Origin of the sequence: Flavobacterium hiemivividum (assembly GCF_004349145.1) — a bacterium.
GTDB classification, from domain to species: Bacteria; Bacteroidota; Bacteroidia; order Flavobacteriales; family Flavobacteriaceae; genus Flavobacterium; species Flavobacterium hiemivividum.
In genome coordinates this window covers 223,547-249,856 of the sequence record NZ_SMFO01000004.1, presented here as the reverse complement: position 1 = coordinate 249,856, position 26,310 = coordinate 223,547, and the positions used below count along the sequence as shown (strand labels likewise).

General features: G+C 34.0%; 18 protein-coding genes. 5 read left to right on the top strand and 13 right to left on the bottom strand.

Annotated elements, in window-relative coordinates:
• Positions 1 to 19: 19 nt before the first annotated feature.
• The 9 genes from E0F98_RS08365 to E0F98_RS08325 all read right to left on the bottom strand — a co-directional run bounded on the left by E0F98_RS08365 (position 20) and on the right by E0F98_RS08325 (position 16,445).
• Complete coding sequence (locus E0F98_RS08365) at positions 20 to 892, bottom strand: AraC family transcriptional regulator (protein ID WP_243699214.1); 873 nt, start codon at positions 890 to 892, stop codon at positions 20 to 22.
• 228 nt (positions 893 to 1,120) lie between these two features.
• Positions 1,121 to 2,656: an aminotransferase class V-fold PLP-dependent enzyme gene (locus E0F98_RS08360; RefSeq protein WP_132110375.1), complete on the bottom strand. Its 1,536-nt coding sequence runs from the start codon at positions 2,654 to 2,656 to the stop codon at positions 1,121 to 1,123.
• Positions 2,657 to 2,740: 84 nt separating this feature from the next.
• On the bottom strand, positions 2,741 to 3,754 hold the full coding sequence (locus tag E0F98_RS08355; protein WP_132110373.1) for a TlpA family protein disulfide reductase: 1,014 nt from the start codon (positions 3,752 to 3,754) through the stop codon (positions 2,741 to 2,743).
• Between the two features lie 2 nt (positions 3,755 to 3,756).
• Positions 3,757 to 5,835, bottom strand: a complete 2,079-nt coding sequence (locus E0F98_RS08350) for a protein-disulfide reductase DsbD family protein (RefSeq protein ID WP_132110371.1) — start codon at positions 5,833 to 5,835, stop codon at positions 3,757 to 3,759.
• Positions 5,836 to 5,969: 134 nt separating this feature from the next.
• A complete protein-coding gene (locus E0F98_RS08345) occupies positions 5,970 to 8,777 on the bottom strand; it encodes a M16 family metallopeptidase (RefSeq protein ID WP_132110369.1) in 2,808 nt (935 codons plus the stop codon).
• A gap of 282 nt (positions 8,778 to 9,059) precedes the next feature.
• Entirely contained in the window at positions 9,060 to 10,091 is a 1,032-nt protein-coding gene (locus E0F98_RS08340; protein ID WP_132110367.1) for a TlpA family protein disulfide reductase, read from the bottom strand.
• A 110-nt stretch (positions 10,092 to 10,201) separates the two neighbouring features.
• Entirely contained in the window at positions 10,202 to 11,620 is a 1,419-nt protein-coding gene (locus E0F98_RS08335; protein WP_132110365.1) for a RagB/SusD family nutrient uptake outer membrane protein, read from the bottom strand.
• 12 nt (positions 11,621 to 11,632) lie between these two features.
• Positions 11,633 to 15,076: a TonB-dependent receptor gene (locus E0F98_RS08330; RefSeq protein WP_243699213.1), complete on the bottom strand. Its 3,444-nt coding sequence runs from the start codon at positions 15,074 to 15,076 to the stop codon at positions 11,633 to 11,635.
• A 211-nt stretch (positions 15,077 to 15,287) separates the two neighbouring features.
• Entirely contained in the window at positions 15,288 to 16,445 is a 1,158-nt protein-coding gene (locus tag E0F98_RS08325) for a FecR family protein (protein WP_132110361.1), read from the bottom strand.
• Positions 16,446 to 16,554: 109 nt separating this feature from the next.
• Between E0F98_RS08325 and E0F98_RS08320 the strand changes: the two genes are divergently transcribed.
• The 5 genes from E0F98_RS08320 (at position 16,555) to rluF (ending at position 21,163) form a co-directional block, all read left to right on the top strand.
• Positions 16,555 to 17,166, top strand: coding sequence for an RNA polymerase sigma factor (locus tag E0F98_RS08320; RefSeq protein WP_132110359.1), 612 nt, complete (start codon positions 16,555 to 16,557; stop codon positions 17,164 to 17,166).
• A 192-nt stretch (positions 17,167 to 17,358) separates the two neighbouring features.
• On the top strand, positions 17,359 to 18,453 hold the full coding sequence (locus E0F98_RS08315; RefSeq protein WP_132110357.1) for a Nif3-like dinuclear metal center hexameric protein: 1,095 nt from the start codon (positions 17,359 to 17,361) through the stop codon (positions 18,451 to 18,453).
• Between the two features lie 3 nt (positions 18,454 to 18,456).
• Positions 18,457 to 19,236 carry a zinc ribbon domain-containing protein gene (locus tag E0F98_RS08310; protein WP_132110355.1) on the top strand — a complete coding sequence of 260 codons (780 nt, stop codon included), beginning with the start codon at positions 18,457 to 18,459 and terminating at the stop codon, positions 19,234 to 19,236.
• A gap of 128 nt (positions 19,237 to 19,364) precedes the next feature.
• Positions 19,365 to 20,207 (top strand): alpha/beta fold hydrolase, encoded by an 843-nt coding sequence (locus E0F98_RS08305; RefSeq protein WP_132110353.1) that lies wholly within the window; start codon positions 19,365 to 19,367, stop codon positions 20,205 to 20,207.
• 140 nt (positions 20,208 to 20,347) lie between these two features.
• A complete protein-coding gene (gene rluF, locus E0F98_RS08300; RefSeq protein ID WP_132110351.1) occupies positions 20,348 to 21,163 on the top strand; it encodes a 23S rRNA pseudouridine(2604) synthase RluF in 816 nt (271 codons plus the stop codon).
• A gap of 217 nt (positions 21,164 to 21,380) precedes the next feature.
• On the opposite strand, the gene E0F98_RS08295 is transcribed toward rluF, so the two are convergent.
• From E0F98_RS08295 to argS, 4 genes are all read right to left on the bottom strand, one after another.
• Positions 21,381 to 21,788, bottom strand: a complete 408-nt coding sequence (locus E0F98_RS08295; protein WP_132110349.1) for a DUF1801 domain-containing protein — start codon at positions 21,786 to 21,788, stop codon at positions 21,381 to 21,383.
• A 44-nt stretch (positions 21,789 to 21,832) separates the two neighbouring features.
• Positions 21,833 to 22,714 (bottom strand): bifunctional 5,10-methylenetetrahydrofolate dehydrogenase/5,10-methenyltetrahydrofolate cyclohydrolase, encoded by an 882-nt coding sequence (locus E0F98_RS08290; RefSeq protein WP_132110347.1) that lies wholly within the window; start codon positions 22,712 to 22,714, stop codon positions 21,833 to 21,835.
• A gap of 76 nt (positions 22,715 to 22,790) precedes the next feature.
• Positions 22,791 to 24,152 (bottom strand): signal recognition particle protein, encoded by a 1,362-nt coding sequence (gene ffh, locus E0F98_RS08285; protein WP_132110345.1) that lies wholly within the window; start codon positions 24,150 to 24,152, stop codon positions 22,791 to 22,793.
• Between the two features lie 340 nt (positions 24,153 to 24,492).
• Entirely contained in the window at positions 24,493 to 26,271 is a 1,779-nt protein-coding gene (gene argS / locus E0F98_RS08280) for an arginine--tRNA ligase (protein WP_132110343.1), read from the bottom strand.
• Positions 26,272 to 26,310 lie beyond the last annotated feature (39 nt).

The window sequence follows — 26,310 nt, the reverse complement described above, 5'->3', positions numbered from 1 at the left end:
TCAATATTGAATGGTACTATTAGTGGTAAGGATGGTAAAATTTATAACTTTCTCTAAAATCGCTCGGTGACTCCCCTGAAAGTTTTTTAAACACTTTGCTAAAATAGCCATTGTCATTAAAACCCAGTTGGTATGCGATTTCTTTCATAGATAAGTTAGTACTGGCAAGCAAGCGCTTAGCTTCCAGCATGCTTCTGTCTTTTATAAAATCTCCCGCAGCCGTTTTTAAATATTTTTGAGATAGGATGTTTAGATAGTTAGCTGTGATCTTTAGCTGCGTGGCATAAAACTTTACCGCGGGTTCTTGATGAAAATGCACTTCTACTAACTCAACGAATTTTTGTATTAATTTTTCAGGTCTAACAACACTATCGCGTTCTGGAAATTGAATTAGATAATTTTTTTCCAATAACTTAAGTAACAAATGCAGCTGAAGCACTACAATTTCCTTTGTCACTATATCATTATTGGGAAGTAACCCTTCTATATCGTTAAGCTGTTTTATAAACTCTTGGAAAACTGTTTCTGTTAACGAAATACACGATATAGAACTGGCTTGAAAAAAAGAAAGTGGAGATAAATTATAAAAAATATTTACTATTTCGTTCGAAAGCATCAGTTGAAACCCAGTAGTTCCTTCTTTAAGTGACCAATTGTGTATTTGTCCCGGGCGAACAAAATAAACCTGATTATCAGCGACTGTATACTGTGTGAAGTCGATATCGTGAACTCCAGAGCCACTTTCGACAAAAAAGACAAGATAAAAATCGTGTTTATGGGGCTGCTCAAATTCATTTCGTCCCTTCACACTATGACGGAATAGGCTAATACCCAAATTATCTTCACCAAGTATAGTACTAATAGATAAAGTAGGGAACGAAAGTTTGCTCAACTGAATTTATTTTTAATTATTCACTTCCAAAAATAAAGAATTAAAGGAGACTATACAAATCATAGCCAGTGAGACTATTAAATTTCAATTTGAACTAAGTAGCAAATTTTTAAATCTACTCAGAATAATAAAAGGTGAATCAACTTGAAAACAAGTTTAATTTTACAATTGAAACGGCTCAAAAATGAAAGAACTAAATTTCACATTGATGAACCGTACTATTAAGCTTTATAAATTAAACCAATCTTTGGTTATTTCTTTTTCTATGCTAATATTGTTGTTATGTACGTAGTCATTCTTAACAGCATCATAGCGATAGTCTATTTTCCATTTTTGAAAGTTTTCTGCAACTTCACTGATGGCGTCACATACAAAAATAATTTCGGCATTAGTCATTGTTGGATGAATAGACATGCGGATCCATCCTGGTCTTTCGACCATACAACCTTCTAAGATTTTCTTTTCGATGCTTTTTGAAGTTTGCCGATCTACGTTTAATAAAAAATGACCATAAGTACCAGCGCAAGAGCAACCACCACGAGTTTGAACACCAAATCTGTCATTCAATAATTTCACAATTAAATTAAAATGAGCATCAGTTACATAGAACGAGAAAATCCCTAATCTATCTTTATGTTCTGATGCTAGAATGGTAAGATTTGGTATTTTAGATAATTTATCGAAAATGATTTCATTAAATTCATGTTCACGTTCCAAGATATTTTTAATCCCCATCTTTTCTTTCAATTGAATTGAAAGCGCAATTTTTATAGTTTGCAAAAATCCAGGTGTTCCTCCATCTTCTCTAGTTTCAATATCGTCAACATAATCGTGGTCTCCCCAAGGATTAGTATAACTTACAGTACCTCCTCCTGGATTATCTGGAACTATGTTTTTATATAACTTTTTATTAAAAATTAAAACCCCTGAAGTTCCTGGCCCTCCTAAAAACTTATGTGGCGAAAAGAAAATCGCATCTAAATAAGATTCTTTCTCTTTTGGATGCATATTGATCTCAACATAAGGAGCGGAACAAGCAAAATCAACAAAACAAAGTCCACCATGTCCATGAATGACAGCGGCAATTTTATGATAGTCGGTTCTAATACCAGTTACGTTAGAGCAAGCCGTTACTGATGCAATTTTTATGGGCCTATTTTTATATTGAATTAAAACTTTCTCAAAACTTTCAAAACAAATTAATCCCGAATCGTGGCATGGAATTATCTCAACATCGGCAATGGTTTCTAACCAAGACGTTTGATTAGAATGGTGTTCCATTTGGGTAATAAAAACAATTGGTCTTAACGCATCGGGAATAGTAGTATGCGCCTTCAAATTTTCGGACACTTTTAATCCTAAAATACGTTGCAGTTTATTGACAACTCCTGTCATACCAGAGCCTTCGGTGATCAAGACATCATCTGAATTGGCATTCACATGTTTTTTAATTATTTCTCTTGCATCATGGTAAGCCATCGTCATAACAGAACCCGTTATTGACGTTTCTGTATGCGTATTGGCCACAAATGGACCAAATTGATTCAGCAATTTATCTTCTATAGGGCGGTATAATCTTCCGCTGGCAGTCCAGTCGGCGTAAATAATTTCTTTTTCACCGTAAGGTGATTTAAATTTCTGCTGAATTCCAACAATTTCTTCGCGATATTGTTGAAAATAAAGTTCTAATTCAGAAACCTTGTTCTTTTTTTCAATGGTAATCGGAGCCAACTCTTTTGAAAAAATATTTTTTAAAAAACTCATAATAAATACATTAACTTCAAACTATTCTAAATAAACACTCTAGCTTCTACACTAGAGTGTTCTATAAATAATCTTATTTTATCTCTATTTTAATAATTCAGCCAATAAAGTTTTTAATTCTTTGGACGAAGGTCTAGGAGCATCAGCCGTAACGATGTCCCCTTGTGGATCGACTAAAATAAATCGTGGAATACCGCTGATTCTAAAGTCCTTAACAAATTGAGAAGCCCAGCTTTTATCAGAATACAACTGTACTCCTGTCAATTCTTTTTCTTTCACCATTTGCTTCCACTTATCATGATCTTTCAATTCATCTACTGAAATACTTACAAATTCAATGTTTTTTGAATGATATGCTTTTTCTATTTCCTTCAAAAAAGGGATTTCTCCTTTACACGGACCGCACCAGGTAGCCCATACATCAATATATACGTACTTGCCTTTTAAATCCTCTAACGAGGTTTTGCCTCCATTATAGTTTTCATAATACATGAATTTTGGAGCCTTGGCACCTTTAACCAAAACTGTTTTTAAGTAATGATTGTCATTATAACTTTCTGAATAATAATTTACTATTGCGCTAACATCTTTTTTCTCCTTTTCGATAAAAATAGGGTCTAGTTTTTTTGCATTAGCTAAAGAAGTCGTTAGGATTTGACTTCCTTCATTCACTTTCTTATCAAAACCAATCTTATCTAATTCAAATAAAGAATCTTCATCAAAAAAAGTATTCAATAAAAGGTTCTTTGATGCCAAATAATTATTGGCCTCAGCCCCCATTCCTTGAAAAACAATGGATGCATCAAACTCTTTGGTGTCTAGAGTAAGCTCTAATTCATATCCATTCTTTAAATAAAGATTAAGTGCTTCGCTGCCATCTGACAAGCGATAATAGCCCGCTTCTACTTTTAAAGTATCTGAGAAAGTACCATCCTGTTTAACCTGAATTTTTTTCGAAAATGATCGCGACTGTATCATCAAAAAATCAGAAGTAGGATTCGTGATTTTACCGGTAACTGCTACATAATCCTTTACCGGAACTACATTGAATGCCAACCCTATAAATGCAATACTTAGTATATAAAATATTTTTTTCATTTCTACTTTTCATTAAAGTTAGCTAGTCCTGTTTTTAACCAGTTGTGATATTCTTCAGCGTCTGGAGTGTAACCCACAGGGTCAATTAAATTTTCTCCTTCGTGATCTGTCAACACATAAAATGGCTGAGCATTTGCCTTGTATTTTATGGTTTGGAATTCACTCCATTTTTGTCCCACGTATTTTAATTTTTTTCCTGGTCTTAGCTTAGAATCTATTTCTTCACCCGGAGGAAGCGGTCTTTTGTCATCTACATATAAAGAAATAAGCACTACCTCGTTTTTTAGGATTGCTAAAATCTGGTCTTTTGGCCAAACTTGTTGCTCCATTTTTCTACAGTTTACACAGGCATATCCAGTGAAATCTAGCATAACTGGTTTGTTTACTTTTTTGGCGTAAGCCATCCCTAAATCATAATCATTAAAAGCGATAATATTATGTGGTGCCATTAGATGTGCGCCTTCGGGAATTTCGGCAACGGCGGTTGTACCTCCGCCACCTTGCGAAGAACCTACTCCATAAGGAGATTCACTATAATGCTGGGCCGGGGGAAAAGCACTTATCAAGTTTAGAGGCGCACCCCATAAACCTGGAATCATATAAATAGTAAACGTTAATGTTAGTAAACCTAAACATAGTCTTCCTACTGAAATGTGTGTTAAAGGAGAATCGTGTGGCAATTGTATTTTTCCAAAAAGGTAAAATGACAAAGCTCCAAAAATAGCAATCCAAATCGCTAAGAAAACTTCGCGCTCTATCAAGTGCAATTGTAGAACTAAATCAGCATTCGATAAAAATTTAAATGCCAAAGCCAATTCTAAAAATCCTAATACTACTTTTACGGTATTCAACCATCCGCCTGATTTTGGCAATGAATTCAACCATCCTGGAAAAGCTGCAAATAATGCAAACGGTATGGCTAAGGCCAAAGAAAAACCTAGCATTCCAACGATAGGTCCAACTTGATTTCCGCCCGCTGCTGCTTGAACTAATAAAGTACCAACAATAGGCCCTGTACATGAAAAAGAAACGATTGCTAAGGCCAAAGCCATAAAGAAAATCCCAATTAATCCACCTTTATCTGCTTTTGTATCTACTTTATTCGCCCATGAATTAGGAAGCATGATTTCGAAAGCTCCTAAAAAGGAAACTGCAAAAACAACTAAAAGCACAAAGAAAATAACGTTAAACCATACATTAGTAGAAAGTGCATTCAAAGCATCAGCTCCAAAGACAGCACTGACGATTGAACCTAATAATACATATATAATCACAATTGACAATCCATAAATGATTGCGTTTTTGATTCCTTTAGCTCTAGTTTTACTTTGTTTAGTAAAGAAACTTACCGTCATAGGAATCATAGGAAACACGCAAGGTGTCAATAAGGCTGCAAATCCAGAAAAGAAAGCAATAATAAATATGGCAAGTAAACTTCTATCTGCGGATTTTTTCTCTTTACCATCAACAATTTTGTCCGCAACATCAGCTTTAACTACTGTTTCTGCAATAGTATCAGTCGCAATTTCTTCTTGTATAATCGTGTCAGTTACCACTACTTTTTCTACAAGCGGAGCTACTGTTTTTTCCGTTTTGTCAACTTCGACTGGTATTTCAGCAACCACTATTTTAGTTTCAGGAATCTGAAAGTTAAGATCTACGTAGGTAGGCGGTAAACAATTGGCATCATCGCAAACCATAAACTCTACTTCTCCCGAGATTTTAAAAGCTTTATTTGATAGTACTTTGATACGCTGTTTAAAAACGGCTTTGTTTTCAAAATATTTAATTTTCATATTAAATATAGGGTCATTAACAGTATGTCCTTTTTCTTCTGAAACTTTTCCCACTAATTCAAAACTAGGATTTTTAGGAAAAGTAAAAGCTGTTGGAATCGGACCGCCGTCGGGAACGTTTTGAGAATATAAATGCCAACTAGTTTCAATGGTAGCCTGGATTACTAAGTCATAAGTAGTCCCTGAGACAGCCACAACCGAAGTCGCCCATTTCACGGGCTTGTGTATTTGAGAAAAAGCATTAGCACTTAAGATAAAGGCTAACAGTATTAATAATTTCTTCATTAGATTATAATTTATAAGGATGTATTTAATAAAATAGGGCCATTATTCAATGACCCTAAATTTACTTTCGTTGTTTGTGTACTAATTCAAAATACTTAATAGAAACTAAGTAATAACGAAAGATGCTTTTACTATTACTTTGCGGGTTTAAATACGATTTCAAAACTTTGAGAATCATTCATCATTTGCTTCACAAACTTTTGAATGTCTTTTGGCGTAATTGTATTTATTAGATCTACATTGTTTTTAGTGTCGTTTCTATTATACCCTTCAATAAGGTAATCATAAAGCACGTCCAACTCGTAATTAGTATATTCTTTTTCTTCTTTTAGATCTTTTAGATAACTAGTAAGTGCTTTGTTTAAATCTTCTTTATCGATTGTACCATTTTTAATTTTATCAATTTCTTGATGAACGATAGAAATTAATTTATCTGCTTTCTCAGGATCACAATCAAAATAAACATAAAAACTAGCTAACTCTGTAGGTCTTTTACTTAAAATACTATACACACTCGCTCCATAAGTCCCGCCTTCTTGCTCTCTTAATGTCGCCATTAATCTAAGCTCAAGAATGTCTTGAAAAGCCTTTATGATGTATTTGTTTTTTAAACTGTATTTAAATGGTTTTTTAAAAGCAATACGTACTGTAGCTTTAGGATCTTCCATGGTCATGAAAACATCCTTTTTATTAGTATCTTTTAACCACTCAACTGAATTATCCTGCCATTTTTCCTTTTTCGTAGTGGTAGGCAAACTTGCTATGTACTTTTCCAATAAAGGTTTTAAAGTCTCTTTTGGGACATCTCCAACAATAAGAAATGCAAAATCAGAAGGATTGCTAAAACGATCCAGATATATCGATTTTATTTTTTCAAAAGAAACTTCTTTTAAATATTTTTCATCGAAGAGACGTTTTTTAGGATTGTTATATCCGTACAAAGTTGTGGTAATGCTATCTTCCATTTTATAAGCAATTCCACCTTTTCTTTGAATCAAAGTATTGTCTAGATTGTTTTGTAACACTTTAAAACTATTTTCATCAAAACGTGGTTTTACAAACTGTAAATGCACCATTTGCAACAAGGATTCAATATCCTTAGTTGTGGTCATACCTGAGATGTTTTCTTCTAATTCAGAAATACCTACTCTTGCATTCACATTTTTTCCTGCCAAAACCTTTGCCAAATCGGTTGCGCTGTATTCTCCTAAACCAGACATTCTCACTAAACCACCTACCATTGCTGCTGACGGGAGATCAGCATCTTTTATAACAGAATTTCCTCCAAAACTAACTGCTTCAAAAAGCACATTGTTTTTTTCGACATCACTAAATCTATAATCCACAACTACTCCGTTGCTTAAAACAAATCTCGTTGAACCTAATTCTTTGATATTTTTTTCAGAAACAATTTTCCCCGCTTTGATCTCAAGACCTGAAATCAATGTTTTTCCAACAAATTCATCAGTATATGCAACAAGAGTAGCGTCATTCTCTACTTCGTTAACAATTTTAAGAGCTTCATCTTGAGAAAGATTATTTTCACCCTCTACTCCTGTAACGTCTAAAACGCGATTTTCGGCAGTATAAAGTTTTTTGATGAAGTCTTGTAAATCTGAGGCTTTCAATTGATTAAACATCAGCTTAACAAGCTCATATTCTTTTGCCATATCAGTCATTGCCTCATTTTCTAAATAGTTTTTCTGAATGGTATTAACTATTTCTGCATGTGGTGTCTGATCTATTTTAGTGATTTTAGTTTGGTAAAAATTACTATAAATAGCAATAGTTCTGTCAATTTCAGCTTGGCTGAAGCCAAATTTAACTGCTCTATTTAATTCTTCTAAAGCTACTTTGAAAGCTTGGTGTTGCATATTAGGTTTTGGCGAAATCATCAATCCAAAATTATTTTTTGCTCTAGCAAAACTTTGAAAACTTGCGCTTGCCGAAACAAAAGGCGCATCTGGTTTTTGAGAGATTTCTCTAAGTCTTGAAGACAACATTCTACCCACCATTCCGCTGTACAAAGATTCTCTTAAGTCGGCAACCGTTTCATCTTTCAATGATTTTGGGTGATTAATTGTGAAAGAAATATTCGAAGTTGCAACTTCCTTATCAGTCCCTAAGTTATAAAGCATTGCTTTGTTATCAGGAATTTGTACAATAAACCTTTCCAATGGATTTTTTATTGCAGGAATTGGCGAAAACAATTTTACTATCTTTTGTTCCATTTCGGCAATATCAAAATCACCAACCACCGCTATAGCTTGTAGGTCTGTTCTATACCAATCGTGGTAGAAATCTCTTAGTGTTTTGTATTTAAAAGTATCAATAACACTCATTAAACCTATCGGCATACGATCAGCATATATGCTATTGTTAAACATCGTAGGCAATGAATTTTTAAAAAGTCGCATATATCCATTTTGTCTGGTTCTCCACTCTTCTTTTATCACGCCGCGTTCCGCATCAATTTCAGCATCAGTAAGTAATAAGCCATCTGCCCAATCATGTAAAATCAATAATGACGTATCTACTAGACCAGGAACATTTGTTGGAATATTGTCCATATTATATACTGTTTCGTCAAAAGCAGTATAAGCATTGATATCTTTTGCAAAGACAGCCCCATGTTTTTGAAGTGTATTTAGAACACCTTTACCAGGAAAATTTTTAGTTCCGTTGAAAGCCATATGTTCTAGAAAATGCGCCAGACCTTCTTGTCCATCCTTTTCTAAAACTGAACCTACATTTTGAATGATATAATAGCTCGCTACATTTTTTACTACATCAGTTTTGTAAATATAATACGTCATCCCGTTTTTAAGGACTCCTTTTTTTATTCTAGAATTCTCCGGAAGCGGATCATTCAAATTAAGTTCTTGTGCGTTAACAGTGCATGCGACAAGAAAAAAAGAAAAAATAGTTAATAGATTTTTCATGTTTAATTTAATAGTTATGGTTGTATATCTTATTTATTTAGAAGTTTCCTTCCTTTGGTTGATAAGTGGTTTTGGTAGCGAAACAAGATTTAATTATACAAATGATTCATTTACCGTCTTCTTTTAAAATAAATTTTTAAGAGAAAAGGTATTCGAAACAGTTCAGGGTAACCAATGAAATTTTTTTTGATTTAATTTGAAATGTAATTTAAAACTAGAGAAGCTAAATACTCTAGTTTTAAATCAACATTTTATAAAAGATAGCTTTTCACTTTCGAAAAACTACATGTCTAATGAGTTTAGTAGATCGGTCAATGCAGGTTCAGAAGGTCTTGGCGCATCAGCATTGATGATTTTTCCTTCTTTATCTAAAACTATAAAACGAGGAATTCCTTGAATATAATAACCTGCAGTAAACGCAGACTCTATTTCTTTGTCGGCCAAAAGATGGATTCCTGATAGGCCTTCGGCTTTAATCATATCACGCCATTTTTGTTCGTCTTTCAAACGGTCTACAGATATACTTACAAATTTTATGTTTTTGTCATGGAAAGCTTTCTCCACTTTTCCTATAAAAGGGAACTCATATTTGCAAGGTCCACACCATGTTGCCCAAACATCAATAAAAACATAGCTTCCTCTAAAGTCTGAAAGCGATGATTTTCCACCGTCATAATTGATATAATTTTTAAAATCTGGTGATTGCATGCCTGCTCCTAACTCACTTTTGTTTCTTTGCGCGTCAGCATATTGTTGTGCAATACCCTTTTTTAATTCTTCGATCATTTTAAGTTGAGAACTAACGAAGGAAGTATCAAGCTCTGATTTTTTTTGCTCAAGTGCCGCCTTAAAGTCCGTACTGAATTTATTGATTTTAGTATCAAACACTTCTTTTTCTGCGTTTAAAAAAGCATTATAATCGCCTCCATACAATTCTCCTTCTAGTTTAGCTTTGGTTCTTAAGAAATCATTTTCTTTTTCTCCTTTTCCTTTAATAGTAAGGCTTTTAGAAACATTTTTAGCATCAAAATTAATTTCTAAATCCATATCATTAGCAAGATACAGACTGAAAAATTTGTCATAAAAGGTATTAAAAAAAGTAGGTTTATCTAATTTAATAGTATCTCTATAAGTTCCGTCAGCGGCAACTTTAATCGTAATTGCTTTTGAACTAACTGGATCAAAAAGTCTTACGCCTAGTCCCTCAATTGGATTTTCAATTTTTCCGTGAACGACTACATAGTCTTTTTGTGGTATTACTTCTTGGCAAGAAAGCAAAACAAATAGTAATGCTAACAATGATAAATTTTTCATTTTGTGGTATTTTAAAATTAATAGTTAAAACAGGAACGGTGTACAATTCTTATGAATATTATATAATCACAGCTATATATTACACCGCTCCTTTAAAAATTGTCACTGGCTTAATAGCCTTTATTTTGAATAATTGTATTATTCCCTGTTATAACATCCAGAGGCATAGGTAACACAAACTGATTTTCGGATACTAATGAAGCTTTTACAGCTGAGGCAGTTAGATTTCCTTGTGAATGATAACGAACAATATCAAACCAACCTTCACCGTTTTCGAAGAAAAGTTCCAATAATTTTTCGTTGCGTATGTCTTCTAATAAAGTTGCCTTAGTAGTAAGAACTTTTGCAGTAACTCCCGCACGATCTCTAATTTCGTTAAGTCGTCCCAATGCGTTCCCTAAATCCCCACCAGTTCTACGTGCTTCTGCTTCTGCCTTAACTAAATATATTTCAGCAAGGCGTAAATGATACAATGTATTTCCTTGAGAAGATATTTGATCTAGAAATGGATATTTTCCATTACCGTTAGATTTTTTTGTAGCGTTACTGTAAGCAAACGAGAAACGTGGGTCATAACCGGAGCCAGCACCAGATAAACTACCATTAGTTGAAGTTCCTACTTGAGCATCGGCTAAAGTTCGCAATGACTGACTGTAAGTTGTTCTGTTTACTTGGCTCATTTGTGTTTTTCCCTCGTTATCCGGACCAGTAAATGGTGCGAAAATAACTTCTGACGAGTTAAAACTATTGCTAAAAATATCAGCATAGTTGTCTTCTAAAGCATAACCTTCACTATTGTTGATCACTTCTTCTGCTAATGTTGCTGCCTCAGTAAATTTCTTTTCGTACAAATATACTTTAGACAATAATGCTTTGGCCGCAAGGCTTCCTGAGTAGAAATGCTCCACATAAACAGGTCCATTTGCTGCAGCAAAAATCAAGTCATCTTCGATTTGCTTGTACACCTCTGCAACGGTATTTCTAGGTTTAGCTTCAAGTTTTGTTGAAAATGTTGTTTTTAAAACTATTCCGTAAGTTGAGTTTAAATTATAAAACTCCCCAAAATAACGCAGTAAATTAAAATGTGTAAAAGCACGTTGAAACTTAGCCTCAGCAAGCATCTCTCCTTTTTTGGTTTCAGAAATACCAATAGCCTTACCTGCTTCTAACTCCTGAATCAAAAAATTACAGGAATTGATAATCTTATAGTGACCGTTATACAAATTTCCTAAAAAGACATTATCAACAGGAACTTCATTAACATTGAAGCCTTTACTACCGCTCATAAATCCTGAAATTGTACCTTCATTACCCAAAGCAGCTAAATGCAATGGAAAAAAACTAACATCAAACTCTCTTCCTAAATCGTAAACACCATTAAGAACCATCTGAGCCGAAGCTTCATCTCTTACTGTGTTTTCTGTTGTTAATTTATTTTGTGGTTTTATGTCGTCAATGTTACAGCTAGTAATTGTTGCTGCAATTGCAAAAATTAAAACAGTATTTATTTTTCTTATATGTTGTTTCATCTGTACTTAAATTTAAAATTGAACTTGAATTCCTAACGAGAATGACTTAGCTAATGGATACGGATCTTCATTGTTTATTTGATCTGTAATTGTACCTCTTTCTGAAAAAGTTTCAGGGTCTATTCCAGGCCATTTTGTCCATGTTACTAAATTTGTTCCTGTCAACGTAAGTGTCGCTCTATCAACACCAATTTTATCTAACAATTGTTGTTCAAAATTGTAGCTAAACTGTAGGCTTCTTAAACGCAAGTAAGATGTGTCATATATATATCTATCTGAAACTCTACCATTAGCAGACGGATCTGAATAAAGTGCTTTTGCATAACGAGCATTTGGATTTTCTGGAGTCCAAGTATTTAATGCATACTCACTGTATTTATTTTCACCCAATGAATTGTAAACTCCCGTAGGAATTGCATTCCAAATCGATTTTGCTCCTACTGAATACTGTAACAAAGCATTAAGGCTAAAATTTTTATAAGCAAATGTATTTGAAATTCCACCAAAAAAGTCTGGTTGGATATTCCCGATTATAGCTCTGTCATCAATTGTGATTTGACCGTCTCCATTTACGTCTTCCATCATGAAATCTCCCACACTAGTTGACATTTTATCATAAATCCCTGTTGGCGAAGCATTATTTAACGCATCTACTTCGTCTTGAGTTTGAAAAATCTTAGCCACTTTATATCCTTTAATCGTACCTACTGGCTGACCTTCAATATAGTAGTCCAACTGAAATGGGTTGATACTAGCACCGTTTAATTTCACCAATTTATTTCTGTTAAACGACCAGTTTACATTGGTAGACCAAACAAAGTCTTCACTTCTTACGATATCACCGCCTATGCTTACTTCAACTCCTCTATTAGTTACATCCATAAAGTTTGAATAATAAGTAGCAGGACCTAACTCCTTTGGACTAGGTGTTCTAGTTAAAGCGTCAGTAGTTTTTCTATCGTAAACATCTACACTACCTTTCAAACGGTTATTGAAGAACCCGAAGTCTAGACCTAAATTCACCTCATCAGTCGATTCCCAACCTATAGTAGGATTTGGAAAATTATCCTCAGGGACAACAGCTGAATTACCATTGTAAATATTACCAGATTGAGTTTGAAAAAACTGTAAATAAGCAAAATCAGATACATTTGTAGAACCTACTCTACCAATACTCGCTCTTAATTTCAAAACATTTACTTTCTCACTATCCAATAAAAACTCTTCATTAGAAACATTCCAACTTGCAGATAAGGAGGGGAAATATCCTCTTTTATTACCTGGACCAAATTTTGAAGAAGTGTCTGTTCTAAAATTTAAAGTGGCATTGTATAAGTTTTTATAACCGTAGTTCAAACGAGAAAACAAAGAATACAATCCTGTTTCAACTCTATTACTAGAATAACCTATTACAGTTCTTGCTGCAGAAGCATTGATTAAAACCTCATCATCTGGAAAACCGGCATAAAAATTACTCTTACTATTAAAGTTGGTATTGTCCCAAGCAGCTCCTGCTAATAAACCTATTTTATGATCTGAAATATTAAACTCATAATTAGCAGTAAGATTCGTTGTAACATTTGAAACCAAACCATCATCTTCACTTAAGTAAGAATCGTTAGGAAAAAACAGAAAATCTGTCTCTGAAATTTTTGGAATAAAAGAGCTATTTCTATTGTAAAATACCGAAGCATTTACATCTGTTTTAATCTTTAAATCTTTTAATGGCTCTACTTCTAGGTAAGCACTACTAATTAAGTTATAAGACTTATTGTTTGTCTTGTTGCTTAGACGCATTAATGGATTCGGCTCCATTGTTGGGAAAAAGGCATATTGCCAATCCATTTGCCCTAATAATTTTCCGTTCTCATCTCTCACAGGTAGATCAGGACGAGCACGGGCGATAGAAGTGTTAACTGTGAACTGATTTAAAATATCATTCTCACCTGAATTTGCCTCAGTATGTCCTACATTTATCGAACTTCCTAATCTTACATAGTCACTCAACTCTGTATCTACAGAAAGTCCTAAATTATATTGTTTAAATTCATCATTAACTGTTAAACCTTCCTGGTCAATAAAAGAAGAACTGAAATTGTAATTCGTTTTATCGCTACCACCACTCAAACTTAAATTAGCTTGTCTTGTTATTGCCATACTTCTAAAAACTTCTTTGTTCCAATCCGTATCGGCAGTACCAAAATAATCGTCTTTTATACCATCATAATTTACCATGAAGGTATCCCAGTCAATTGCCACATTAGCAATACCCTCTAAATCAAAAGAAACAAAAGGATCTAATTGACCGCTATTCATAGCTCCTACTGTATTAGATAACAATAAGTTGTAGTAATTTTTATATTGACTAGCATTTAATACTCCAACCGTTTTTACAGGTTGAGCTAAAGTAGTTGCGTATGAAAAATTCACTCTTGGCGCTTGCCCTTTTTTACCTCTTTTTGTTTTGATGATTATTACACCATTGGCTCCGCGTGAACCGTAGATAGCAGTTGCTCCAGCATCTTTCAATACATCAAAGCTTTCAATATCATTAGGATTCAATGTCGACAATGGATTTGCTCCTTGCATTGCATCAATATTAAATGGCACTCCATCAATAACAAATAATGGCTGATTCAATCCTCCAGCAGATAGTGGTGAAGTAATTCCTCTAATATTGATACGAACTGGTGCACCCGGACGACCCGTATTTTGAGATACTTGTAATCCTTTTACTAAACCACCTAAGGCTCTGTCAAATCCTATAGTTCCAGTTGCAGCCTGCACAATATCCTTAGTACTTACAGATGAAACAGCTCCCGAAAACTCAGTACGTTTTTGATTACCATAACCTACTAGCACTACTTCCTCAAGCTCATTAACTTCTGCTTCAAGAACTATATTTACATCCGTTTGATTCGTGATTTTTAAACTTGCTGGCTTATAACCCAAATGTGAAAAGACTAAAATTTTTCCTTTTTCAGTTAGTGCTAATTCAAATTTACCATCAAAGTTTGTAAATGTTCCTTGGGAGGTGCCTCTAACAGCGATAGAAACACCCACTAAAGGAAGTCCCATTTCATCCGTCACTGTTCCTCTTATAACAATATCCGCATTTGCCTTAGAATTGCTAAATTGATTCGAAATCGGTTCTTGTTTTGAAGTTAAAACAATATGCGTTCCAGTTACTTTGTAATCTGTGCTTGTTCCTTTAAATAAAATATTCAAGACTGAATTAATAGTTTCGTCTTTTACTTTAATATCTATTGTACGATCGAGATTAACAGATCTATTGTTAAAAATGAATTTATAGTCAGTTTCACTTTCAATTTTTTCAATGACTTTGGCCACCTCAATATTATTGGCTATTAATGAAACCTTTGTTTTTTGGGAATAAAGTCCAGTGGCATGAACTACGGACAAGGTAGTAAGTAATAATAAAGTGGTTAGTTTCATTTTTAAATCAAATTTAAAAAAAGGTTTATCAAACCTGGTGCTCTTAGATAGTTTTTTCATACTTTCAAATGTTTTTTTTTAATGCGGTTAGTTTAGTTAAATTATTACGCTTATTTACCGGCCAATATTCGAGCATTTACAATCTCTTTTACTTAGCGGTACAAACGACCTTAGTTCTTGGTTTTACATCATAGGCAACAGTATTGGATTTTTATTGAATTATAATTGTATTGTCTTTTATTTTATAATTGATGGCGTAGCTATCATTAAGAAACTTAAGTACTACAGCAATAGGCTCATTATCAAAACGCGCACTAAAAACTTCTTTTCCAAGCGTTTTATTTTTATTAATAAAAGTCACGTTATAATGGCGTTCTAATTTTTTGATAATGGCATCAAAAGGCATGTTCTTGAAAACTAAACTTCCTGTGACCCATGCAGTATAAATATCAGTGTTTACTTTTTCGGTAAAAATATTTTGTTGTCCTTTAGTATTCGAACCTTTTAGACCAGGAGTTAATTTCACTAAGTTATTAGTCGTTTTTTGATCTTTATATAGTCCTACACTTCCCTCTACAAGTACTACATCAGAGGTAAGGTCTTCTGGATAGGTACTCATATTAAATTTAGTACCTAGAACTTCAACATTCATTTCTCGAGTATTTACAGTAAATGGATGTGCTTTGTCTTTGGCAACTTCAAAAAATGCTTCTCCAGTTAGAAAAACTTGTCGGTTTTGATTTTTCAAAAATCGAACAGGATACTTTAATGTAGTTCCAGAATTTAAGTGTACAATAGTCCCATCTGATAATGCAACCTGAAATCGTTTCCCATAAGGGATCTTTATTGTATTGTATGCTAAAACTCCATCAGATTCTTCATCTGAATACATAATCTTACTTTTATCTTGCTTCCCTACGATCTGTCCAAACTTATTAGTAATGCTTGTAGAAATTGCTGGATTAATGACCTGCACTTCGCCGTTATCAGATTGTAGTGTAATCAATTCTTCTTTGGGAATTAAAACTTCGTCATTTTGACTTAAAATACTATTATTTTGATAAAAATAAAATGCACTTAAACCTACTACAAGTACAGCTGCATATTTCAAATAAGATTGAAATCTACGTCTTAGAAATACATTGTTTTCCTCCCTAATTTTTTGCAATAGATCCTTTTTTGTCGCCTTAGAATCAAATGTGTTCATAGCATAGTCAATCGCATAATTTGTTTTTACGAAATCCTTAAACACCATTTGATTATCCATATTCCCGTCGAGCCATTCAGTAAGAGCTTGAATCTCTTCTAAATTTGCTTGATTTGTAATGAATTTTACAATTAGTCGTTCTGCTTTTTTCAATGTCATCATGGACTTTCTTTTTTACTACTACGAAGCCCAAATCCAATACCCTAATTATTAGTTCATCTTTTTTTTATTTCGAATGAATTTTATCTGATAATTTCTTTCCTTTGCTTCCATGAATAGCGCTGATTTTAATAATAATGACTTTCTCATAGAACGCCTGAGCAAAGGCGACGAAAAAGCATATGAGTACTTGATGAATACTTATCATCACAAACTTTGTGTTTATGCAAATAGTCTTATTAGGAATATTTATACCGCCGAAGACATCGTTCAAAATGTTTTTGTTAAAGTATGGGAACAACGCACAAGATTAAAACAGAGCCATTCCATCCAAAGTTTTTTGTATAAACTAGTATATAATGAGTTTATCGATCAATACCGTAAAAACCAATCGCTGTTTACGCTCGAAAAAACTTATTTTGAAGCTTTAAATACAGCCGCTCAAGAAAACAATGCCGAAGACATGGAACGAATAGTGACCGTTCTAAACAAAGAAATTAATAATCTACCTCCAAAATGCAAAGAGGTTTTTATTTTAAGCAAGCAAGAAGGTTTAACCAACGTCGAAATTGCCGAACATCTTGATGTTTCGATTAAAACAGTCGAGGCACAAATAACAAAGGCTTTTTCTTTACTGCGCTTAACTTTACAAGAAAAAGTAAAAACCATTTTATTTTATTTATTTGGCAAAGGAATGTCGATTTTTAAACGAAAGAAAAAATAATAGTACACCTATATATAGTATTCTAATCATAAACTAAATTTCATATCACTTTTCAAAGTTGTACTTTAGTACTGTCTTGCTATAATCAAGCTTGCAGTCTTAGCTTTATAATAAATTTTTTGTTTCTTTTGTTTAAAGTTTAAAGTTATCCACTCATCAAACTTTAAACCTTAAGCTTTAAACTAAAAAATCATGAAAATAAAAGAAATACTATCCGTTCTCGAAGAAATGGCTCCGCTGGCTTATGCCGAAGATTTTGACAATGTTGGTCTATTAGTCGGTGATCAAAACAGCGAAGCGACTGGAGTTCTAGTGTGTCACGACGCCTTAGAAAATGTGATTGACGAGGCAATTGAAAAAAAATGCAATCTAGTCGTTTGTTTTCATCCTATTTTATTCTCAGGTCTAAAGAAAATAACGGGTAAAAATTATGTCGAGCGTTCCATTATAAAAGCCATAAAAAATGACATTGCCATATATGCCGTTCACACTGCCTTAGACAATCATCAGCACGGAGTTAATAAAATATTTTGTGACGCAATTGGCTTAGTTAATACTTCGGTTTTAGTTCCAAAGCAAAATTTTATTCGAAAACTAATTACCTACACCATTCCAGAAAACGCTGAAAAAGTACGCAACGCACTCTTTGAAGCTGGCGCCGGAAACATTGGTAATTATGAAGACTGCAGTTTCAACTCTAAAGGAATTGGAACTTATATGGGCAATGAAAATAGCGATCCACAATTAGGAGAGCGATTTGAATTTGTGGAAACTCCCGAAATTAAAATCGAAGTAACATTCGAAAAACATTTAGAATCCAAAATTCTTAAAGCCCTTTTCAGTAATCATGTGTATGAAGAAGTCGCTTACGAAATTTATGAATTGCAAAACCAACATCAAAATATAGGATTAGGAATGATTGGAGAATTTAACACTCCAATGGAAGAGAACGATTTTTTAGCAGTTGTAAAGGACAAAATGCAATCGGATGGAATTCGTCATTCGGCATTTTTAGGAAAACCAATAAAAAAGGTGGCCGTCTTGGGAGGTTCTGGCAGTTATGCTATAAAAAATGCAATTTTGGCTGGAGCCGATGCTTTTTTAACCGCTGATTTGAAGTATCATCAGTTTTATGAGGCCGAAAATCAGCTTCTTTTGGCGGATATTGGACATTTTGAAAGCGAACGCTATACAAAAAATTATATTGTTGATTATCTTCGGAAAAAAATCCTTAATTTTGCCATCATTTTATCAGAAGAAAATACAAATCCAGTTAAGTACTTATAGAATATGGCGAATACGAAAGAATTAAGTGTTGAGGACAAGTTAAGAGCAATTTACGATTTACAACTTATTGACTCTAGAATTGACGAAATCAGAAATGTAAGAGGAGAACTTCCTTTAGAAGTGGAAGATTTAGAAGATGAAGTTGCAGGCTTGAGCACACGTTCTGAAAAATTGAAAAGCGAACTTGAAGTAATCGAGGACCTTATCAAAGGAAAAAAGAATGCAATTGATGAGCACAAAGAAGCTATCAAAAAGTACACAAAACAACAAGAAAGTGTTCGTAACAATAGAGAATTCAACTCTTTGACAAAAGAAGTTGAGTTTCAAGAACTTGAAATTCAATTAGCTGAAAAGCAAATGAAAGAAATGAAAGCTTCTATTGAGCACAAGAAAGAGGTTATTTCTCAATCGAAAGAAAGATTAGAAGTAAAATCAAATCACTTGAAACATAAAAAATCAGAATTAGACGCTATTATGTCTGAAACTGCTAAGGAAGAGGAATATTTAACAGAGCAATCTGCTGAATACCAAACTCAAATCGACGCTAGATTACTAGCTGCTTACACTAGAATTAGAACAAGTGTTCGTAACGGTTTAGCTGTTGTTTCTATCGAAAGAGGTGCATCTGCAGGATCTTTCTTTACGATTCCACCTCAAACTCAGGTTGAGATTGCTTCTAGAAAGAAAATTATAATCGACGAGCATTCAGGAAGAATTTTAGTTGACAGCGTTTTAGCTGATGAAGAAAAAGAAAAAATGGAAAAATTATTTTCTAAATTCTAAATATATTTAAGTCCCGATTCACATCGGGACTTTTTTTTTATGAAATGAGCATGACCGTAATTTCTTCGCAAACACCAATAATCAAATGCGAATTACACATGACCGATAAAAATCAATAATATCTACATGTGAAAAAATCAATCTACTTCCTTTTTACTAAGTCTGTCGGATTTTACATTAATTTCCTGAGTTTTTTACTCCCCAAAAAAGCGACTCAACTTGCTTATACTTTATTTAGCGAACCTAGAGACGGAAAATTATCTAAGGACAAGCTTCCGGCAATCCTTCAAGAAACAGAGCAAGAAACCTATCATCACAACGGAGCCCATTTTCAAACCTATACTTGGAAAGGCAATAATACAATTGTTCTTTTAGCCCACGGCTGGGAAAGTAATGCCTCGCGCTGGGAAAAAATATTACCTTATTTACAAAAATCCGGTAGTACTATTATCGCTATCGACGCGCCAGCTCACGGACTTTCGAGCGGAAAGGAATTCAACATCCCGCAATATGCCGCCTTTATTGATATTTTAGTGGGTAAATTTAAACCGCAATATCTCATCGGACATTCTCTAGGTGGAAAGACTTGTTTATACTATCAATCCACCTATCAGAATAATAGTATTGAAAAAACGGTATTATTAGGTTCGCCGAGCGATTTCAATATTATACTTAATAATTATATCGCAATGCTTAGTTTAAATTCTATAATCTCCAGAGGCTTAGAAGCGCATTATCTCAATCATTTCAAATTGAAATTAGAGAATTTTTCTGGAAAAGTTTTTGCCGCAGCAATACCAACAAAAGGATTTATCGCCCACGATACGGAGGACAATGTTGTTTTATTCGAAGAAGGAAAAAAAATAGCTAGCACTTGGAAAGACGCTGTTTTTATCGAAACCAGTGGTCTAGGTCACAGCATGCACAGCGACGAATTATACAAGAAAGTCTCGCAGTTTTTATTTGAGTAATTTTAAAAAAAACTATTTCACAAAGCTTCACGAAGAATTTTATAATTTTTTTAAAAAAAACTTTGAGCATCTTTGTGTAACAATACTTTTCAAATCAATTTTAAATAGTATCTAATTATCAAATTCATTACTTTTGCAGTATGGAAGAAAATCTAAAACGCCTCAATAAATTCATAGGAGAAACTGGATATTGCTCCCGTCGAGAAGCTGATAAACTAATCGATGAAGGACGTGTTACGCTTAACGGAGTTATCCCCGAATTAGGCACTAAGGTTGCACCGCATGACGAAGTGCGTATTGACGGTAAATTGATCCGTGAAAAAAATGAGAAACCGGTTTACCTTGCTTTCTACAAACCAGTAGGAATTGAATGTACCACAAACTTGGATGTTCACAACAACATTGTAGATTACATCAACTATCCTACCCGTATTTTCCCTATTGGCCGACTAGATAAAGCCAGTGAAGGATTGATTTTCATGACTAATGACGGTGATATTGTAAATAAGATTTTACGCGCTAGAAACAATCACGAAAAAGAATACACCGTAACGGTAAATAAATTAATTACCGATCGTTTTATTGAAAAAATGGGAAATGGAGTTCCTATTTTGGACACGATTACCAAAAAATGTAAGGTAGAAAAAATCAGTTCTACTACTTTCAAAATCATTTTAACGCAAGGTTTAAATCGCCAAATTCGTCGAATGACTGAATACTTGGGCTATGAAGTTACGGCTTTAAAACGCATTCGAATCATCAATATTTCACTTGATGTTCCCATGGGAAGGTACCGTGATTTAACTGATGCCGAAATTAAAGAAATGAATGAACTTATAGAGCCTTCTAGCAAAACCGAAGAAGCGAGTTTACCAAAACCCGAACCAGTCGTAAAAAGAAGAACGGAATTTATAAAAAGAGACGATCCTAGATTTAAGAAAAGAGGAGATTATTAAAATAGAAACGGTGTGAAATTATTCACGCCGTTTTTTTATGAATAAAGCTTCTTCTTCCGAAAAACAGGAAGCAAACCATTTCTTTCACTTAAAAAAAAATGCAACACCCTTTAAGCTGAATAGTTTGGAGCATTACTATATGTCGATTGAACAATTTGCTATGAAGTAGCACTAAACACTTGAAGACTAAAACCAAGCTTGAGAGTAAACTAAAAATTTATTGTATCCTTCTTCTCCTAGCTTTAACGATTTGTTCGTCAATTAAAATAGCCTCGTTGATTTGTTGCTTTAAAGAAACAACATCAATCTCGTCGATTGAAGAAAATAAGGTTTTCGAACTAAAAGTAGTCGTCTCAAAAGCTTCATCCCTAAACGCGCTGTTTTTACAAAAACCTATAGCAACTCCTTTTTCTACTTTTGTCCAAGGAATCGAAGCAGGCCAAATATAACAAATTCTTGAATGACGGTAATAAAACGGAATATTATGAGCTAATTTCTCTTTGCAATCCGGCATGCATTCTAGAATAATTTTACGAAGAAAAAGGACAATTTCCAGTTCTGCTGCAGGCAAATAATCCAAAAACTCCTCTATAGAATTAAAATCTAATATGTCTGATTCTTCCATAACTAAAAAAGCCTATTCGAAATGGAATAGGCCTTGTTTATATTTTATTTTCTACTTCTAATTTTTCGAGCCAAAAGTGTATTTTTCAATAACATAGCAATGGTCATAGGCCCTACTCCTCCAGGAACCGGAGTAATAAAAGATGATTTTTTACTAACTTCTGCAAAGTCAACATCACCTGTGATAATGTATCCTTTTGGGTGGCTAGCATCTTCTACTCTTGTAATACCTACATCAATTACCACAACACCATCCTTCACCATATCAGCTTTCAAATAATTTGGAACTCCAAGTGCTGTAATGATAATGTCGGCTGTCTTTGTGTATTCTTCAATATTTTTGGTTCTACTGTGCGTCAATGTAACCGTTGAATCTCCAGGATATCCTTTTCGACTCATTAAAATACTCATAGGACGACCTACAATATGACTACGTCCAATAACAACGGTATGTTTACCGGCTGTTTCTACTTTGTAACGCTCTAACAACTCCATAATTCCATAAGGAGTAGCAGGTAAAAAAGTATCCATTTCTAATGCCATTTTTCCAAAATTTGCAGGATGAAAACCATCTACATCTTTATCAGGATCAATTGCCATCAAGATTTTTTGCTCATCGATATGTTTAGGCAAAGGCAACTGAACAATATAACCATCTAAATTATCATTGTCGTTCAATTCTTTGATTTTGTCTAACAATTCAGCCTCGGTAATCGTTTCTGGCAAAGCAACCAGGGTTGATTCGAAACCAATTTGCTCACAAGAGCGAACTTTACTTCCAACATAAGTTAAACTTGCGCCATTGCTACCAACTATAACAGCTGCTAAATGAGGTACTTTTTCCCCATTGTCTTTCATCATTTGTACTTCGGCTGCGATTTCATTTTTAATATCCGCTGCTGTCTTGTTTCCGTCTAGTAGTTGCATTTTAAAAAAAGTTTAAAGTTTAAAGCTTAAAGTTTCAGACTCCAACAACTTGAAACCTGAAACTTAAAACAAAATATTATCTCATTCCGGGCATACCTCCAGGCATTCCGCCTTTCATTCCACCCATCATTTTCATTAAGTTTTTACCGCCTGGGCCTTGCATCATTTTCATCATTTTACTCATTTGCTCAAACTGCTTCATCAATTGATTTACTTGCTCGATTTTTGTTCCCGAACCTTTTGATATTCTAGCTTTTCTCTTCACATCTATTAGGGAAGGTTTGCTACGCTCTGCTGGAGTCATAGAGTGAATAATAGCTTCAATATGCTTGAATGCATCGTCTTCTATCTCCACATCTTTCATGGCTTTTGAAGCTCCTGGTATCATTCCAACCAAGTCTTTCATATTACCCATTTTCTTTACTTGTTGAATTTGAGTTAGGAAATCGTCAAAACCAAATTCGTTTTTGGCAATTTTCTTCTGAATTTTTCTAGCTTCTTCTTCGTCAAACTGCTCTTGTGCTCTTTCTACCAAAGACACAACATCTCCCATTCCAAGGATACGTTCTGCCATACGAATAGGATAGAAAACATCAATCGCTTCCATTTTCTCCCCTGTACCTACAAACTTAATTGGCTTATTAACTACAGATTTTATCGAAAGTGCTGCTCCTCCACGAGTATCACCATCTAATTTGGTTAAGATAACTCCGTCGAAGTTTAATATATCATTAAATGCTTTTGCTGTGTTTACGGCATCTTGTCCAGTCATTGCATCCACAACAAACAAAGTCTCTTGCGGCTGAATTGCTTTATGAACTCGGGATATTTCATCCATCATTTCAGTATCAACTGCTAGACGACCTGCGGTATCCACAATCACCACATTAAAACCATTTTCCTTAGCGTGTTTAATTGCATTTTGAGCAATTTCAACTGGGTTTTTATTTTCTGGCTCTGAATATACCTCAACACCTATAGAATCTCCAACAACGTATAATTGTTGAATCGCTGCTGGACGGTAAATATCACAAGCAACCAAAAGCGGTTTTTTGTTCTTTTTGTTCAAAAGATAATTTGCTAGTTTTCCAGAAAAGGTAGTCTTACCTGAACCTTGTAAACCGGACATCAATATAACAGTAGGATTTCCAGAAAGATTGACTCCTGCAACATCACCACCCATTAATTCTGTCAGTTCATCTTTTACCAACTTTACTAAAAGTTGTCCCGGTTGAAGCGTAGTTAAAACGTCTTGTCCAAGTGCTTTTTCTTTAACTCTAGTAGTAAAGTCTTTGGCAATTTTAAAGTTCACATCGGCATCAAGTAAGGCACGACGAACTTCTTTTAAAGTTTCGGCTACGTTTACTTCGGTGATTTTTCCGTGCCCTTTTAATATATGAAAGGCTTTATCTAGTTTATCGCTTAAATTATCGAACATGATTTTTTCTTTTATTGAAGTGCAAATATAAACTAAGTTAGATTATTAGGCAATTAGATTATTATATAATTGGCAGGCATTTTTGACACTAATTTCACAACTTGACATTAATTTCAGTGATGTTAAAAACTAATTTCATCAATTTTTATAATTATTCAGAAATCTATGCAATTTTAGATTATCCAAATTCGCGATTTTCGTGTAATAGGTGGCTAATTTTAAATCTTTTCAAAACTTAATCGTTTATAATGAGATAATTGATAGCTTATTAATCCTATTCTTTTAACCAAAAAAAACGACCCCAAATTGAGGTCGTTTTTAGTATAATTTTCGAGAAATATTACATTCTCTCTGGCACATTAATCCCTAACAAACTAAAAGAAGAGGCTATCACATCAGCTACTTTTTTGGATAACTGCACTCTGAATATTTTCTTTTCTAAATCTTCTTCTCCTAAAATCGGAACTGCTTGATAGAACGAATTGTACTCACGTACTAAATCATAAGTAAAGTTAGCAAGCAATGCTGGACTATGATGTTGCGCTGCATTTTGAATCACTTCTGGAAACAACTCTAGTTGTTTTACCAATTCTTTTTCTTTTGCATGAAGCTCCACCATTCCTGATTTATTCGAAAAGTCAAAATTCGATTTTCTAATAATAGATTGGATTCTCGCATAGGTATATTGAATAAACGGCCCTGTATTCCCAGCAAAATCAACCGATTCCTCTGGATTAAACAAGATGCGTTTTTTAGGATCTACCTTAAGTATATAATATTTTAAAGCACCTAAACCTATCGTATTGTATAATTTAGCTTTTTCTTCATTAGAATACGTATCTAGTTTCCCTAAATCCTCGGCGATTTTTTGAGCCGTATCTGTCATTTCTTGCATCAAATCATCTGCATCCACAACTGTTCCTTCACGGCTTTTCATTTTCCCAGAAGGTAAATCTACCATTCCGTATGATAAATGATATAAGTTTTTAGACCAGTCAAATCCTAATTTTTTCAATATTAGAAACAATACTTTAAAATGGTAATCTTGTTCGTTCCCCACCGTGTAGACCATTCCACCCACATCTGGAAAATCTTTCACCCGTTGAATTGCCGTTCCAATATCCTGCGTCATATATACCGCAGTTCCATCTGAACGCAATACGATTTTTCGATCTAATCCTTCATCAGTCAAGTCAATCCAAACAGAACCGTCAGGATCTTTTTCGAAAATCCCTTTTTCGAGTCCAATATTTACAACATCTTTACCTAACAAATAGGTATTACTTTCATAATAATAAGTATCAAAATCAACTCCAAGATTTTTGTAGCTAATGGCAAAACCATCATAAACCCATTGGTTCATTTTTTTCCAAAGCCCAATTACCTCTTCATCACCAGCCTCCCATTTCAACAACATTTCTTGGGCTTCTAGAATGATTGGCGCTTGCTTTTTAGCCTCATCTTCCGTTTTACCGTCGCTCATTAACTGAGCAATCTCAACTTTATAAGCTTTATCGAAAGCAACATAGTAGTTACCAACTAATTTATCGCCTTTTAAACCCGTACTTTCAGGCGTTTCTCCGTTGCCAAACTTCTGCCAAGCCAGCATCGATTTGCAAATATGAATTCCTCTATCGTTTATGATTTGAGTTTTGTATACTTTTTTACCCGAAGCCTTAATAATTTCAGCTACAGAATAGCCCAATAGATTATTACGAACGTGACCTAAATGCAAAGGTTTATTAGTGTTTGGCGAAGAATATTCTACCATTACCGCTTTCTCTTCTGGATTAGGAGTTACGAAACCATATTTAACCTCATCCTTTATTCCATCAAAGAAATTCAAATAATATTCATCAGAGATTACGATATTCAAAAAACCAGAAACCACATTAAATCGGCTCACTTCGGCTAGATTTTCCACTAAATAGTTTCCAATTTTATTTCCTAATTCAACAGGATTGCTTTTTACCAATTTCAACAATGGAAAAATTACCATAGTAATATCTCCTTCAAATTCCTTCCGCGTAGTTTGAAATTCCACTTTGTCAATAGCAATATTAAATAAGGCTTGGACCGCTTTTTCAATTGAAGGGGTAAGGATTTGTGATAATGTCATTTTGAGTATTTATTTTAAGCTTGCAAATATAGTTATAAT

What these genes read in the sequence shown, in the direction of transcription:
- E0F98_RS08325 (WP_132110361.1), bottom strand. Translation starts at nt 16,445, where the DNA reads ATGATGACATTGAAAAAAGCAGAACGACTAATTGTAAAATTCATTACA.
- E0F98_RS08350 (WP_132110371.1), bottom strand. Translation starts at nt 5,835, where the DNA reads ATGAAGAAATTATTAATACTGTTAGCCTTTATCTTAAGTGCTAATGCT.
- ffh (WP_132110345.1), bottom strand. Translation starts at nt 24,152, where the DNA reads ATGTTCGATAATTTAAGCGATAAACTAGATAAAGCCTTTCATATATTA.
- E0F98_RS08340 (WP_132110367.1), bottom strand. Translation starts at nt 10,091, where the DNA reads ATGAAAAATTTATCATTGTTAGCATTACTATTTGTTTTGCTTTCTTGC.
- E0F98_RS08290 (WP_132110347.1), bottom strand. Translation starts at nt 22,714, where the DNA reads ATGCAACTACTAGACGGAAACAAGACAGCAGCGGATATTAAAAATGAA.
- rluF (WP_132110351.1), top strand. Translation starts at nt 20,348, where the DNA reads ATGGAAGAAAATCTAAAACGCCTCAATAAATTCATAGGAGAAACTGGA.
- E0F98_RS08315 (WP_132110357.1), top strand. Translation starts at nt 17,359, where the DNA reads ATGAAAATAAAAGAAATACTATCCGTTCTCGAAGAAATGGCTCCGCTG.
- E0F98_RS08320 (WP_132110359.1), top strand. Translation starts at nt 16,555, where the DNA reads ATGAATAGCGCTGATTTTAATAATAATGACTTTCTCATAGAACGCCTG.
- E0F98_RS08355 (WP_132110373.1), bottom strand. Translation starts at nt 3,754, where the DNA reads ATGAAAAAAATATTTTATATACTAAGTATTGCATTTATAGGGTTGGCA.
- E0F98_RS08330 (WP_243699213.1), bottom strand. Translation starts at nt 15,076, where the DNA reads ATGAAACTAACCACTTTATTATTACTTACTACCTTGTCCGTAGTTCAT.
- E0F98_RS08335 (WP_132110365.1), bottom strand. Translation starts at nt 11,620, where the DNA reads ATGAAACAACATATAAGAAAAATAAATACTGTTTTAATTTTTGCAATT.
- E0F98_RS08310 (WP_132110355.1), top strand. Translation starts at nt 18,457, where the DNA reads ATGGCGAATACGAAAGAATTAAGTGTTGAGGACAAGTTAAGAGCAATT.
- E0F98_RS08345 (WP_132110369.1), bottom strand. Translation starts at nt 8,777, where the DNA reads ATGAAAAATCTATTAACTATTTTTTCTTTTTTTCTTGTCGCATGCACT.
- E0F98_RS08360 (WP_132110375.1), bottom strand. Translation starts at nt 2,656, where the DNA reads ATGAGTTTTTTAAAAAATATTTTTTCAAAAGAGTTGGCTCCGATTACC.
- E0F98_RS08295 (WP_132110349.1), bottom strand. Translation starts at nt 21,788, where the DNA reads ATGGAAGAATCAGACATATTAGATTTTAATTCTATAGAGGAGTTTTTG.
- argS (WP_132110343.1), bottom strand. Translation starts at nt 26,271, where the DNA reads ATGACATTATCACAAATCCTTACCCCTTCAATTGAAAAAGCGGTCCAA.